The organism is Variovorax raffinosi, from assembly GCF_051216615.1.
In the GTDB taxonomy this organism is placed as follows: domain Bacteria; phylum Pseudomonadota; class Gammaproteobacteria; order Burkholderiales; family Burkholderiaceae_C; genus Variovorax.
Window position 1 is genome coordinate 182,564 of sequence record NZ_JBPJZR010000002.1, and the last position, 12,912, is coordinate 195,475.

General features: G+C 65.8%; 11 protein-coding genes. 8 read left to right on the forward strand and 3 right to left on the reverse strand.

Annotated elements, in window-relative coordinates; genetic code table 11:
- Nucleotides 1-48 precede the first annotated feature (48 nt).
- The 6 genes from ACSFB7_RS06930 to ACSFB7_RS06955 all read left to right on the forward strand — a co-directional run bounded on the left by ACSFB7_RS06930 (nt 49) and on the right by ACSFB7_RS06955 (nt 5,909).
- Complete coding sequence (locus ACSFB7_RS06930) at nt 49-1,221, forward strand: acyl-CoA dehydrogenase family protein (protein WP_435468405.1); 1,173 nt, start codon at nt 49-51, stop codon at nt 1,219-1,221.
- Nucleotides 1,218-2,408: an acyl-CoA dehydrogenase family protein gene (locus ACSFB7_RS06935; RefSeq protein WP_435468407.1), complete on the forward strand. Its 1,191-nt coding sequence runs from the start codon at nt 1,218-1,220 to the stop codon at nt 2,406-2,408. The genes ACSFB7_RS06930 and ACSFB7_RS06935 overlap by 4 nt, the downstream gene beginning before the upstream one ends.
- Before the next feature lie 73 nt (nt 2,409-2,481).
- Nucleotides 2,482-3,276, forward strand: coding sequence for an SDR family oxidoreductase (locus ACSFB7_RS06940; protein ID WP_435468409.1), 795 nt, complete (start codon nt 2,482-2,484; stop codon nt 3,274-3,276).
- Nucleotides 3,269-3,766 (forward strand): MaoC family dehydratase, encoded by a 498-nt coding sequence (locus tag ACSFB7_RS06945; RefSeq protein WP_435468411.1) that lies wholly within the window; start codon nt 3,269-3,271, stop codon nt 3,764-3,766. The genes ACSFB7_RS06940 and ACSFB7_RS06945 overlap by 8 nt, the downstream gene beginning before the upstream one ends.
- A gap of 279 nt (nt 3,767-4,045) precedes the next feature.
- The gene (locus ACSFB7_RS06950; protein ID WP_435468412.1) at nt 4,046-5,257 is read left to right on the forward strand and encodes a helix-turn-helix transcriptional regulator; all 1,212 of its coding nucleotides are present in this window, start codon (nt 4,046-4,048) and stop codon (nt 5,255-5,257) included.
- Nucleotides 5,258-5,495: 238 nt separating this feature from the next.
- Complete coding sequence (locus ACSFB7_RS06955) at nt 5,496-5,909, forward strand: hypothetical protein (protein ID WP_435468414.1); 414 nt, start codon at nt 5,496-5,498, stop codon at nt 5,907-5,909.
- A 264-nt stretch (nt 5,910-6,173) separates the two neighbouring features.
- Here ACSFB7_RS06955 and ACSFB7_RS06960 read toward each other — a convergent pair whose 3' ends face one another.
- Nucleotides 6,174-6,773 (reverse strand): TetR/AcrR family transcriptional regulator, encoded by a 600-nt coding sequence (locus ACSFB7_RS06960; protein WP_435468416.1) that lies wholly within the window; start codon nt 6,771-6,773, stop codon nt 6,174-6,176.
- 126 nt (nt 6,774-6,899) lie between these two features.
- On the opposite strand from ACSFB7_RS06960, the gene ACSFB7_RS06965 reads away from it, so the two are divergent.
- Nucleotides 6,900-8,636, forward strand: coding sequence for a CocE/NonD family hydrolase (locus ACSFB7_RS06965; protein ID WP_435468418.1), 1,737 nt, complete (start codon nt 6,900-6,902; stop codon nt 8,634-8,636).
- A 713-nt stretch (nt 8,637-9,349) separates the two neighbouring features.
- On the opposite strand, the gene ACSFB7_RS06970 is transcribed toward ACSFB7_RS06965, so the two are convergent.
- Complete coding sequence (locus ACSFB7_RS06970) at nt 9,350-9,532, reverse strand: hypothetical protein (RefSeq protein ID WP_435468420.1); 183 nt, start codon at nt 9,530-9,532, stop codon at nt 9,350-9,352.
- Here ACSFB7_RS06970 and tuf point away from each other — a divergent pair.
- Complete coding sequence (tuf, locus tag ACSFB7_RS06975) at nt 9,512-10,708, forward strand: elongation factor Tu (RefSeq protein ID WP_435468422.1); 1,197 nt, start codon at nt 9,512-9,514, stop codon at nt 10,706-10,708. The genes ACSFB7_RS06970 and tuf overlap by 21 nt on opposite strands.
- A 300-nt stretch (nt 10,709-11,008) precedes the next feature.
- Here tuf and glmS read toward each other — a convergent pair whose 3' ends face one another.
- The gene (gene glmS, locus ACSFB7_RS06980) at nt 11,009-12,889 is read right to left on the reverse strand and encodes a glutamine--fructose-6-phosphate transaminase (isomerizing) (protein WP_435468424.1); all 1,881 of its coding nucleotides are present in this window, start codon (nt 12,887-12,889) and stop codon (nt 11,009-11,011) included.
- Nucleotides 12,890-12,912: the final 23 nt, after the last annotated feature.

Genomic DNA, 12,912 nt, shown 5'->3' on the forward strand with positions numbered 1-12,912 from the left:
CCGCCCCAAGCAAGCTCGCACCGCAGTGCGAAGCACGGAGGTATACCAATGAGCGGTTATGTCGACTTCAGCCTGAGCGCGGACCAGCGGATGATCCGCGACGCGGCCGCCGACTTCCTGGCGGCGCAAAGCCCGTCGGGTGCCGTGCGCCAGGCCATGGAATCCGAACGCGGCTTCGATCCCGCGCTGTGGACGCGCATGGGCGTGGAAATGGGCTGGTGCGCCCTGCCGATCGCCGAAGACTGCGGCGGCCTGGCGCTGTCCTGGGTCGAGGTGGCGCTGCTGCTCGAACAGATGGGCCGCCGCCTGGTCTGCTCGCCGTACTTCGCCACCGTGTGCCTGGCCGCAACCGCATTGCAGCAAAGCGGCAACCCCACCGCCTGCGCGGCCTGGCTGCCGCGCATCGCGGACGGCACCCTGCGCGCCACGCTGGCCTTCGGCGAAACCGGCATCGGCTGGGACCCTGCGCGCGTGACCGCCGTCGCCCGGCGCACGGACAGCGGCTTCGTGCTGGAGGGGAGCTTTCGCCACGTGCCCGACGGTGCGCAGGCCGAGCTGCTGCTGGTCGCGGCCCTGCTCGACCAGGCACCCGCGCTGTTCGCAGTGCCGGCCGGCACGCCCGGCCTGCGCGCCACGGAACACCGGGGCATGGACCTCACGCGCCGCACCGCCGAGGTGGTGCTGCCCGAAGTCCAGTTGCCGCCCGAGGCGCTGGTCGCCGAGGGGGCCCGGGCCACCACGGCGCTGCAGCGCACCGAGGCGCTGGCGGCCATCGCGCTGGCCGCAGAGCAACTGGGCGGCGCGCAGCAGTGCCTGGACCTCACGCTGGCCTATGTCGCCGAACGCGTTCAGTTCGGCCGCACGCTCGCCTCGTTCCAGGCCGTCAAGCACCGCTGCGCCGAGATGATGGTGCGCATCGAGTCGACCCGCTCGGCCGTGACCGGCGCGGCGCGCGCGGCCTGCGAAACGGACGTGACGACCGCCGCACTGCTGCTGGAAGCGGCATGCGCCAAGTCCTTTGCTTCCGACGCGTTTTTCTTCTGCGCGCAGGAAGCCATCCAGTTGCACGGCGGCGTCGGCTTCACCTGGGAATATGACCCGCAGCTTTACTTCAAGCGCGCACAGGCCGGCACCCAGTGGCTGGGCACCCCCGACCTCCTGCGCGAACGCGCGGCCGCCGCCTTGCTGGGCGATGCCCGAAACATTTCTTGCACACCATGACCCTTGCAACGCCTGACACCGACGAGGCTTTCCGCGCCGAAGTCGCGCAATGGATGCGGACCCATCTCGTGGGCCGCTTCGAGTGCCTGCGCCATCGCGGCGGGCCCGGCGACGAAGACGCCTATCCCCAGCTGCGCAAAGCGTGGGAACAACTGCTGGCCGCCGGCCGCTGGACCTGCATCGGCTGGCCGCGCGCGCATGGCGGGCGCGAACTCTCCGTGGCGCGCCAGATCATCTTTCATGAAGAGTACGCACGCGCCGGCGGCCCCGGCCGCATGGGCCACCTCGGCGAAACCTTGCTGGGGCCGACGCTCATCGCCCATGGCAGCGCCGAGCAGCAGCGCCGCTTCCTGCCCGGCATCGTGGCCGGCACCGACTACTGGTGCCAGGGCTATTCCGAACCCGGCGCGGGGTCGGACCTGGCCAATGTGCAGACCCGCGCCCGGCTGGACGCCGACACCGGCGAGTGGGTGATCGACGGGCAGAAGGTCTGGACTTCGCTGGCGCAGGACTCGCAATGGATCTTCGTGCTGGCCCGCTGCGAGGCCGGCTCGCGCGGGCACTCGGGCCTGGCGTTCCTGCTGGTCGCACTGGACCAGCCGGGCATCGAAGTCCGCCCGATACGGCAGATCACCGGCACGTGCGAATTCAACGAAGTGTTCTTCGACGGTGCGCGCACACCGGCGGCGCACGCCGTGGGCGCACCGGGCGAGGGCTGGAAGGTGGCGATGGCCTTGCTGGGCTTCGAGCGCGGCCTGTCGTGGATCGACCAGCAGATGCACTTCGAGCACCAGCTGGCCCTGGTGTGCGACGCGGCCCGCGCCAACGGTGCCGACCAGGAACCCGCGCTGCGCGCGCGCATCGGCCACGCGGCGCTGGGCCTGAAGGTGATGCACTACAACACGCTGCGCACGATGTCCGCGCAACTGAGCGGCGAGCTCTCGCGCGAGGCCTACATCAACAAGCACTACTGGTCGCACTGGCACCGCGACCTCGGCAAGCTGGCCATGGACGTGCTCGGCCTGGAAGGCGACATCCTGCTGGACGACTTCTCGCGCACGCGCCTGCAGCAGATCTTTCTGTTCAGCCGCTCGGACACCATCGTCGCGGGCACCAGCGAGATCCAGCTCAACATCATTGCCGAACGCGCACTGGGCATGCCCAAGGAACAGCGCCCGGTGCGCTGAGGCCTTCTCCTCCCCCGGTTTCCGGTTTCAGCACTCCTCCCCGTTCATGCCCTCATCCACAGCAGGAGCCTCCGTGGTCCCCCTCTCACCTCCCCCCTACCCCACCACAGCGCACGGCCTGGCCAAAGGCAAGTCCGTGCTGGTCACCGCCGCGGCCGGCGCCGGCATCGGCTACGCGGCAGCGCGCCGCTTCGCCGAGGAAGGCTGCCGCGCGCTGATGATCTCGGACATCCATCCGCGCCGACTCGAAGAAGCCGCCGAAAAATTGCGTGCCGAAACCGGCCACGGCCACATCCACACCCGGTTGTGCGACGTGACGCAGGAAGACCAGGTGCAGGCCCTTGTCGCGGCGGCCGAAGACAAGCTCGGCGGCACCGATGTGCTGATCAACAACGCTGGCCTGGGCGGCTCCCGCCGCGTGGCCGACATGAGCGACCCCGAATGGCTGCAGGTGCTGGACGTCACGCTGACCGGCACCTTCCGCATGACCCGCGCCATGCTCGGGCCCATGCAGGCCCGCCGCGCCGGTGCCATCGTCAACAACGCCTCGGTGGTCGGCTGGCGTGCGCAGAAAGAACAGGCGCACTACGCAGCCGCCAAGGCCGGCGTGATGGCGCTCACCCGCTGCAGCGCGCTGGAGGCGGCCGAGTACGGCGTGCGCATCAACGCCATCGCGCCGAGCATCGCCATGCATGATTTCCTGCGCAAGGTGGCACCGGCGGACATGCTCCAGAGGCTGGCGCAGAACGAAGCGTTCGGCCGCCCGGCGGAGGTCTGGGAGATGGCCAACATCATGGTCTTCCTGGCCAGCGACTACGCCAGCTACCTGGTCGGCGAAGTCCTCTCCGCGAGCAGCCAGCATGCATGAAGCCCAAGGCCAGAGCCCTTCCGACGAGGCACCGCCACGCCCCGTCTTCGCCTGTGCACAGGCGCTGGCCGAAGCGGCGGGCTGCTCCTTGGGGCGCAGCGACTGGCTGCGCATCACGCAGGAGCGCATCGACCAGTTCGCCGTTGCCACCGGCGATCACCAGTGGATTCACGTCGATCCGCAGCGGGCCGCCGCCGGACCGTATGGCGCCACCATCGCGCACGGCTACCTGACCCTGTCGCTGGCGAACCTCTTCATGCCGCAGATCCTGCAGGTCGACATGCGCATGGGCCTGAACTACGGCAGCGACCGCGTGCGCTTTCCGGCGCCGGTGCGGGTCGGCTCGCGCCTGCGCGGCAGCGGGCGGATGCTCAGCGTCACGCCGCTCGGGGATGGTGGCGTGCAGTGCGTCATTCAGGTCACGGTCGAACTCGAAGGCAGCGAGCGGCCGGCCTGCGTCGTGGACAGCCTCAACCGGTACTACTTCTGAGGCCTGTCAGCCCATGACCGCGTCCGGCGTTCACAAGGAAACAGGGTGGCGCCGCCGGACCAACCCCGGCGCCGGAAATGCCCCGTGGCCGAACGGCCGCAGCCGGTTCCGAACCTTCAGAGACGGTAGATCCAGGCCCCCATGAACACCCTCCACGAACAAGCCCTGCCCCTGCCGGACGACCATTTGGGCGAAAACTTTCAACTTACATTTACAAGGCAGGCGCCTGTAAAATTTCCACCTTCGCTCGCCCTGATTCGTACCAACCGAGGCTTGAAAGTGGAAGCAAACGACAAGCCCGTGCAGGCACCGGTGGACGCGGGCACGGCCATTCCTCTTTCCCTGCCGGAGTTCAGCGAACTGGTGCGGCTGGTCTATCACGGCTCTACCGAAACCGTGCCCTGGCAGAGCCTGCTCAGCGAGGTCGGGCGCCTGCTGGACGCCAACTGGGTCACTTTGGTCCTGCGCCGGCCGGTCATCGACCGCTATGGGCTGGTGCTGGTGTGGAAGCAGGGTTTTCCGGTGCGCATCGCCACCGCCTACGACCAGTACGCCTGCGCCATCGACCCCTTCGTGAACCTGCCGCTGGACCGCGTGCTCAGCCTCGATGAAGTCATCAACGAGGCCGAGCTCAAGGCCTGCGAGTTCTACAAGCAGTTCCTGGAGCCGGAGAACATCGGCCAGATGCTGGGCTTCGACTTTCACGCCAGCGGGCATGCCTTGCCTCACACGCCGCCGCACGACGGCGGCATCCTGGACTGCCATTTCCGGATCTGCCGTCCGGACACGCAGGCGCGCTTCTCCAACACCGACCGCGAACTGCTCAAGATCCTGCTGCCGCACCTGAAGCTCGCGGTGCATCTGCATTCGCAGGGCGATGTGCTGGAGACCGAGCGCGAGCTTTACGCGGGCACCGTGGACCGCATGCAACTGGGCATGGTGATCCTGGACGAGGCCGGCAAGCTCCTGAAGATGACGACGATCGCCCAGGAGATCCTCAAGGAGAACGACGGCATCGGCATGTCGCAGGGCGCCATCAAGGCCGACTACCGCCAGGGAGACCGCGAGCTGCAGCAACTGATCACCGAGGCGCTGTCGACCGCGACCAAGTGGAAGCCCGCCGTGGCCGCGGCCCTGGCCATCACCCGGCCGTCCGGACGCGCCAAGCTCGGCGTGATCGTGCGCGCGATCCCGTTGAACGCGTGGTCCGAAGGCAAGCGCCGCCCCTCGGTCGCGGTGATGATCCGCGACCCGGAGCGCAAGTCCGAGGCCTCGCACGAGGTCATGCGCAACCTCTTCGACCTCACGCCGGCCGAGGCCGCGCTGGCCATGCAACTGGCCAACGGCCTGACGCTGGAAGAGGCGTCCGAAGAGCTCGGCATCCGCAAGAACACCGCGCGTGCGCACCTGCGCTCCATCTTCTCGAAGACCGGCGTGACCCGCCAGACCATGCTGGTGCGGTTGATTCTCAGCAGCCTGTCGATGGGGTGAATGCCGTGATGAGGGCGGGTGTTTTTAAAGTCTGAAACACCGTCGCTGGATCCGCCAAGCCGTCGATGCCTGTGCGAAACGCCGCTGAGCTTTCGGCGCCCTGCCAGTGACTACAAACCAAATGGCAGAATGCCGCCGCTCCCGTCGATGGTCACGGCCGCATTCGGCCAAGAGGGGTCCCAGGTGGATGAGGCCCGCTTCATCCAGGGCACGGCGCGATGGGAGCCAGGAACAACCCATGACTTACCGATTCGCTGGATTCTTTGTCGCACAACGTATCGAGTGTCCCGGGTCTCTTCCAGGAGGGGCCGCCTGGCGAGAGATTTCAAAACCCTTCATCGGAACGGGTGTCCGTCTACCTGAATTCCTGGGCAAATCACCAAGCGCAGAGGAGGTGTCTGCCGCAGCTGAAAAACTCGGCCTGGGCAGGAGCGATGCATGGCTCTACCTGACCTACGATTGTTGGGGAGGGCAGATCGATTTCGTCTACGGCCTGGGCTCAAAGAACAGCATCCCGTTTGGCCCTGTAGAGGAGGACTCTCGGGAGAGAGTCGTCGATACGTACTGCGCGCTTATGCAAGAACTGGGCGTATCTCGGCTGGACGCCTTGAACTTCGAACCCTTTGAACGGGGTTTTTGGGGTGAGAGCTAACGCCCCTGTCTGCCGTAGTCATTGAGTGACTGCTTTGTGCGAGCGTCCACGTCCACTTCGGGCCCGAAGCGGTCTCTCGCTTCTCTACAAACCAGTCGTTCGTTATGGCGAGATTTCCTCGATCCTGCGAAGTCAATTCCTGCACCCCATGCCTACCTCGCGCGTGAGCACCATCGCTTCCGGACCTTCGCGCCGAGCCAGCGACCAGATAGGGCCAGAAGCCGCAGATCTCTACTTCTGAATGCTCCCGATTCGGGCGCAGGGTCACTTACAGGTGGCAGGAAGAACCGCATCCACAAGCCGCTTCAGATGCGTGGCGGTGACGGGTTCCCGCAGATGCAGGACGCGCAGATATATGGCACCGACGAGGCTTTCGATGATGTCTTGCGAGTTCTTGCCAGCGGGCCATTCCCCTCGCACGCTGGCACGGTCGAACACCTCGCGCACCGAGGCGAAGCGCTTGGCCCACAGTTGCCGCACCTCTTGCGTCATCTCGCTCTCGCGCGGCAACGCCATCGTGAACTGCGTTGCAGCCCAGCCGAGCGGGCTGCTGAGCTGCCGCACGGCACCCGACAGCAGGTTGACCAGGTCCTCGCGCAGGCTTCCGCGATCCGGAATGGGGATGTCCTGCGCGAACAGCGCGAATGTGGCCTCGAGGATCAGGCCATCGCGTGACTTCCAGCGACGGTAGATCGAGGTCTCGTGCACGCCCGAGCGCGCGGCGACCGCGGCGACGGAAAAACCGTCGTAACCGTGCTCCTTCAGCTCGTCCATCGTGGCCCCGAGCACCGCGGTGTGCACACGCGCGCTGCGGCCGCCGGTGCGGCGCCGTGGCTCCGGCACGTCTTCTGGCTGTTTCTTCATGATTGCCGATGGTAGTGAAAAGAAAGGCGCCTGTTAACGCAGGTCCACTTGCTTTAACAGGGAAACCACTAATGCAAGTTTACTTGCGTTAAATATGATCCGCAGACCATCACGCAAGGAGCAGTCATGCAGATCGATTGGGATGTCGAGATCCCCATGGACGACGGGTCGGTCGTTCGCGCGGACGTCTTTCGGCCGGCAGGCGAAGGGCGTCACCCCGTGCTCATGTCCTATGGGCCGTATGCGAAAGGGCTTCCGTTCCAGGACGGTTATCCAGTCCAATGGCACTCGCTGGTCGCGGCGCACCCGGAAATCCTGAAAGGAAGCTCCGGCCGCTATGCGAACTGGGAAACGGCAGACCCCGAGCGCTGGGTGCCGCTGGGCTACATCTGCATCCGCGTGGATTCACGCGGTGCGGGCCGCTCACCCGGCGTGATCGACTCCTTCTCTCCACGCGAGGCAAAAGACTTTCACGATTGCATCGAGTGGGCGGCCGGTCAGCCCTGGAGCAACGGAAAGATCGGCCTGGCCGGCGTGTCGTACTACGCCGCCACCCAGTGGATGGTGGCAGCCACGCGGCCTGCGCATCTCGCAGCCATCTGTCCTTTCGAAGGCTTCTCGGACTACTACCGGGATGCCTGCAGGCACGGCGGCATCCTCAACACCTTCCTGAAGGTCTGGTATCCGCAACAGGTGGAAAACGTGCAGCACGGCCTGGGCTCGCGGGGCCGCATCAACCCCAACACGGGCGTGCCGATCTCCGGCCCCGCGGAACTCGGCGACGAAGAGATGCGCGCCAACCGCGTCGACATCTCGGCCTTGCACCTGCGCTCGGAACGCATCACGGACAGCTACTACGAAGGGCGCCGCGCGGACCTGGCGGCGATCGAAGTGCCAGTGCTCTCTTGCGGCAACTGGGGCGGCCACGGCCTGCACCTGCGCGGCAACGTCGAAGGCTACCTGGGCGCGGGTTCGGCGCAGAAGTGGCTCGAGCTGCATGGCCTGGAGCACTGGACCGAGTTCTATACGGACTACGGCGTTGCGCTGCAGAAGCGGTTCTTCGACCACTTCCTCAAGGGCGAAGACAACGGCTGGGACCGCGAGCCTCCGCTGAAGCTCCAGATTCGGCATGTCGACAGGTTCGTCGAGCGCGCTGAGCACGAATGGCCACTGGCCCGCACCGAGTGGACGCGGCTGTATCTGGATGCCGGTCAGCGGGCCTTGCAGCCCGTGCCCGCATCCACGGCATCGCATGCTGCGTTCGACGGGATGAAGGGCACGGTGAGCTTCAGCACCGCGCCCTTCGAGCACGACGTGGAAATGACCGGCCCGCTGGCCGCCACGCTCCATATCTCTACGACCGCACGGGACGCGGACCTGTTCCTGACCGTGCGCGCATTCGCACCCGACGGCAAGGAACATCTCATCGTGGGCGCGGTGGACCCCCGCGCACCCTTGGCGCAAGGCTGGCTGCGCGCATCGCATCGCAAGCTCGATCCGCAGGCATCCAAGCCATACCGGCCGGTGCACGCGCACGAAACCATCGAAATGCTGGAGCCGGGCAGCGTGTACGAACTGCAGGTGGAAATCTGGCCGCTGTGCTTTGTCTTCCGCAAGGGCTATCGGCTGGTGCTGACGGTGGGCAGCTCGGATTTCGAACACGACCTGCCCGGCCCACATCCGCAGATCTACGGCAAGGAAATGCGCGGCTGCTCCGTGCTGCTGCACGACCATCCCGACGATCGCACCGCCGAACGCTTCGCGGGGCAGACGACGCTGCACACGGGTGGCGAGGGGCACGCATCGTTCCTGCTGCTGCCGGTCATTCCTGCAACGCGCCAGGCGGCCAATACGGCCGGGTAGAGCCTCCGCTTGTCCGCCGCTTTGGAGGTCTGCTCTTGGCCGACTGCAGTCGCATGAGATGTCGGCGCAAAGGGCCCATTGCTGCCGTTCTCGACGCCGCGGTTTCCGCGAAAAACCGATCGCTCAGCCTGCCATCATCCGCAAACTGAAGGAGGCGTTGCCCCATGAGCCTGGTGCCTCCCTGGCGCGAAGCCGAAGGAGCCGACGTGCTTCTGCATCGATCTGTACAGCGCCGCCGCGAACGCGACTTGCCGACATTTGCGACGAAGCGCCGAACACTGTTGCTGCGTGCGTGCAACGCCCCTGTTGCCGGATCGCCATGGCGGTGTTAGCCTCCGCTCCCCTCAAAGATCAACCATCGCACTGCGGCTCAACAGCCGGCCGCACGAGAGACCCATGAAGCAGTTCCCGACCACGCAAGAAGCATCGAAGACCCGCACAGTTGCGGCGATTTCGCTGCGCGCTTTTTTCGCTGAATTGCTTTCCTAGAGCCTTGCACCTGGAGGCTCGGCCTCCTCGTTTCACAAAACCCGGTAGGCCTCAAGCCACCGGGTTTTTTGTTTTCTGCTTGCCCCATTGGAGATTTGGACATGTGCCCCGAACGAGAACTTCTTCTTTCCGCCGCACGCGCTGCCAGCGCAGTGCTGCGCGTCAACTCCGTGGAGTGGTTCGTGTAGAGCCTCCAGGCCCTCGTGCGCCTGGAGGTCCATCCTTCAGGCAAGAAAAAAGCCTGTCGGGTGGTCCACCCGGCAGGCTTTTTTTTCGCCCGCATGGCGGGCATCGCGAGTTTGGTGCGCGCGCACCGACAACCCGCCGACCGTTTCGCCTGGCCAGCAAATCGGATCGGTTTTTTTACTCTCAAACTGGAGAAAGAAATGATGAACAACAAGGTTCATGTGAATGTCGGAACCATCGGTCACGTCGACCATGGCAAGACGACGCTGACGGCTGCTCTGACCTTCGTGCAGGCCGCGCGCTTTGGCGGCGATGCGCTGTCCTATGGACAGATCGACAACGCGAAGGAAGAGCGCGAGCGCGGCATCACGATCAACACCTCGCACGTCGAGTACGAGTCGGACAGCCGTCACTACGCACACATCGACTGCCCAGGACATGCCGACTACATCAAGAACATGATCACCGGCGCCTCGCAGATGGACGGCGCGATCCTGCTGGTGGACGGCACCGAAGGCGCCGCACGGCAGACCATCGAGCATGTGCTGCTGGCGCGCCAGGTGAATGTCGGCCACATGGTGGTGTTCGTGAACAAGATGGACCTCGTCGCGGACAGTGACCGTGCGGAGATCGAGCAGCTGATCGAAATGGAAATCGGCGCGCTGCTGGCTGCGCACGGGTACCACGATGCCCGCTTCGTTTTCGGCAGCGCGCTGAAGGCCTTGGCCGCCGCCGAACGCGGCGACCTCGAAGGGCCTGACGTGCAATGCATCGTCGAGCTCGTGAACGCGCTGGACTCGCGCATTCCTGATCCGGTGCGCGACTACGACGCGCCGTTCATGATGCCCGTCGAAGGCGTTCACACCATCACGGGCCGCGGCACCGTGATCAGCGGCCGTGTCGAGCGCGGTGTGATCCGTGTCGGCGACAGCCTGGAGATCATCGGGCTCAGCTCGGCCGGTGACGGGCAGGTGATCGTCACCGGCGTGCAGTCCTTTCACAAGGACGTCGCCGAGGCGCGTGCCGGCATGAACGTCGGCCTGCTGCTGCGCGGGGTCAAGCGCGACGATGTCGTGCGAGGCCAGGTTGTGGTGAAGCCCGGTGCGCTGAAGCCGTACCGGACGGGGCGTGCGCAGATCTTCGTGCTCAGCAAGGACGAAGGCGGTCGCCATACCCCGTTCGGCTCCGGCTACCAGCCGCAGTTCTTCTTCGGCACGACCGACGTGACGGGTGTCATTCGCGTCGACACCGAGACCGGTGTGGTCGAGCCGGGCGCACAGGCGCAGATCAGCTTCGAGCTGAACAAGCCTGTGGCCATCGAGAACGGCATGCGGTTCGCCATGCGCGAAGGCGGCAAGACCGTCGGCGCAGGCATCGTGACCGAGGTGCTCGGCTGAAAGGCTGATGCGCCACTTGCCCCTGTCGTCTGCTTGTCGGGCGGCAGGGGCTTTTTTTATCCGAACACAATCCCGCGGAAGGTTGGACCCACTGAAGAGTGGGCGACGTCAGGGATCAGGGGCGCAGTGGTGGATTGCGACCGTTCAGCCACCTCGGCCTTGAACGACGGACCCGGAATTACGCAGGTTGATCTGGACTGGCGCCGTCGCCTTCGCTCTTTTCGTCGAGCTTCTCCTTCACGAGCTCGACTCCCTTGTAGCCCGCCACAGCGGCAGCCGCAAGGGAAGACAAGCTCGAACTCACTCCACCGTCACGCTCTTCGCAAGATTGCGCGGCTTGTCCACATCCGTCCCGCGCGCACACGCCGTGTGATACGCCAGCAACTGCAACGGCACCACGTGCAGGATCGGCGACAGCGCGCCGTAGTGCTCGGGCATGCGGATCACGTGCAGGCCTTCGCTGCTCTTGATCTTCGTGTCGCCATCGGCCAGCACGTAGAGCACGCCGCCGCGCGCGCGCACTTCCTGCAGATTGCTCTTGAGCTTTTCGAGCAGCGCATCGTTCGGCGCCACCGCCACCACGGGCATCTCGCTCGTGACCAGCGCGAGCGGGCCGTGCTTGAGTTCACCGGCCGCATAGGCCTCGGCGTGGATGTAGGTCACTTCCTTGAGCTTGAGCGCGCCTTCGAGCGCGATCGGGTAGTGCAGCCCGCGGCCGAGGAACAGCGCGTTGTCCTTGCGCGCGAAGTCTTCGGCCCAGCCGATGATCTGCGGCTCCAGCGCCAGCACCGATTGCAGCGCGACAGGCAGGTGGCGCATTTCCTTCAGGTAGCGTGCTTCGTCGGCATCGCTCAGGCGGCCCTTGGCCTGCGCGATGGCGAGCGTGAGCAGGAACAGCCCGGCCAGTTGCGTGGTGAAGGCCTTGGTCGATGCCACGCCGATCTCGACACCGGCGCGCGTGATGTACGCCAGCTTGCACTCGCGCACCATCGCGCTGGTGGCGACGTTGCAGATGGTCAGGGTCTGTTCCATGCCGAGCGAGCGCGCATGCTTGAGCGCGGCGAGCGTGTCGGCTGTCTCGCCCGACTGGCTGATGGTGACGACCAGCGTCTTCGGATCGGGCACGGAGTCGCGGTAGCGGTATTCGCTCGCGATCTCTACCTGCGTGGAAATCTTCGCGATGCCTTCGAGCCAGTACTTGGCGGTGCAGCCGCTGTAATAGCTGGTGCCGCAGGCAAGGATGAGGATCTTGTCGATGTCCTGGAACACGCGGTGCGCGCTGGCGCCTGTCGCGCCGTCTTGCCCCACGCCGTCGAACAGCTCGGGCACGATGCCTTCCACCCCTTCGAGCGTGTCGCCGATGGCGCGCGGCTGCTCGAAGATTTCCTTTTGCATGTAGTGGCGGTAGGGGCCGAGTTCGGCCGCGCCGCTGTGCGCGAGCACGGTGCGCACCTGGCGGGTGACGGGCTTGTGGTTCTTGTCGACGATCCAGTACTTGCCGGGTTGCAGGTCGACCACATCGCCTTCTTCCAGATAGATGATCTGGTCGGTCACGCCGGCCAGCGCCATCGCGTCGCTGGCAAGGAAGTTCTCGGCGCCGTCCTTGCCCGCGCCCAGGATCAGCGGCGAGCCGGCGCGCGCGCCGACCACGCGCTGCGGCTCGTCGCGGCAGATTACGGCGATGGCGTAGGCGCCGTGCAGTTGCAGCACCGCGGCCTTCACGGCTTCGAACAGGTCGCCGTCGTAAAGGCTGTCGACGAGGTGGGCGATGACCTCGGTATCGGTCTGGCTCTCGAACACGTAGCCCTTGGCTTCGAGCGCGGCGCGCAGCGTTTCGTGGTTTTCGATGATGCCGTTGTGCACGAGCGCGATGCGGCCGGGGCGCGAGCCTTGCGCATCGGCGCCGGGGCCGTGGCTGAAGTGCGGATGCGCGTTGTGCACGACCGGTGCGCCGTGCGTGGCCCAGCGCGTATGGGCGATGCCGGTGAGGCCTTCGACCTTGTCGTCGCGCACCTGTGCCACCAGGTCCGCCACGCGGGAGGTGGTGCGCGCGCGTGTCAGGCCGCCCGCATGCACAGCCACGCCGCACGAGTCATAGCCGCGGTATTCGAGCCGCTGAAGGCCCTGGACCAGGACCGGAACGATGTTGCGATGGGACGCTGCCCCGACGATGCCGCACATGGTGATCTGCCTTTGAATGAAGA

Coding starts and splice junctions, on each gene's coding strand:
- ACSFB7_RS06955 (WP_435468414.1), top strand. CDS start 5,496: ATGACTTACCGATTCGCTGGATTCTTTGTCGCACAACGTATCGAGTGT.
- ACSFB7_RS06930 (WP_435468405.1), top strand. CDS start 49: ATGAGCGGTTATGTCGACTTCAGCCTGAGCGCGGACCAGCGGATGATC.
- glmS (WP_435468424.1), bottom strand. CDS start 12,889: ATGTGCGGCATCGTCGGGGCAGCGTCCCATCGCAACATCGTTCCGGTC.
- ACSFB7_RS06965 (WP_435468418.1), top strand. CDS start 6,900: ATGCAGATCGATTGGGATGTCGAGATCCCCATGGACGACGGGTCGGTC.
- ACSFB7_RS06945 (WP_435468411.1), top strand. CDS start 3,269: ATGCATGAAGCCCAAGGCCAGAGCCCTTCCGACGAGGCACCGCCACGC.
- ACSFB7_RS06960 (WP_435468416.1), bottom strand. CDS start 6,773: ATGAAGAAACAGCCAGAAGACGTGCCGGAGCCACGGCGCCGCACCGGC.
- tuf (WP_435468422.1), top strand. CDS start 9,512: ATGATGAACAACAAGGTTCATGTGAATGTCGGAACCATCGGTCACGTC.
- ACSFB7_RS06970 (WP_435468420.1), bottom strand. CDS start 9,532: ATGAACCTTGTTGTTCATCATTTCTTTCTCCAGTTTGAGAGTAAAAAA.
- ACSFB7_RS06935 (WP_435468407.1), top strand. CDS start 1,218: ATGACCCTTGCAACGCCTGACACCGACGAGGCTTTCCGCGCCGAAGTC.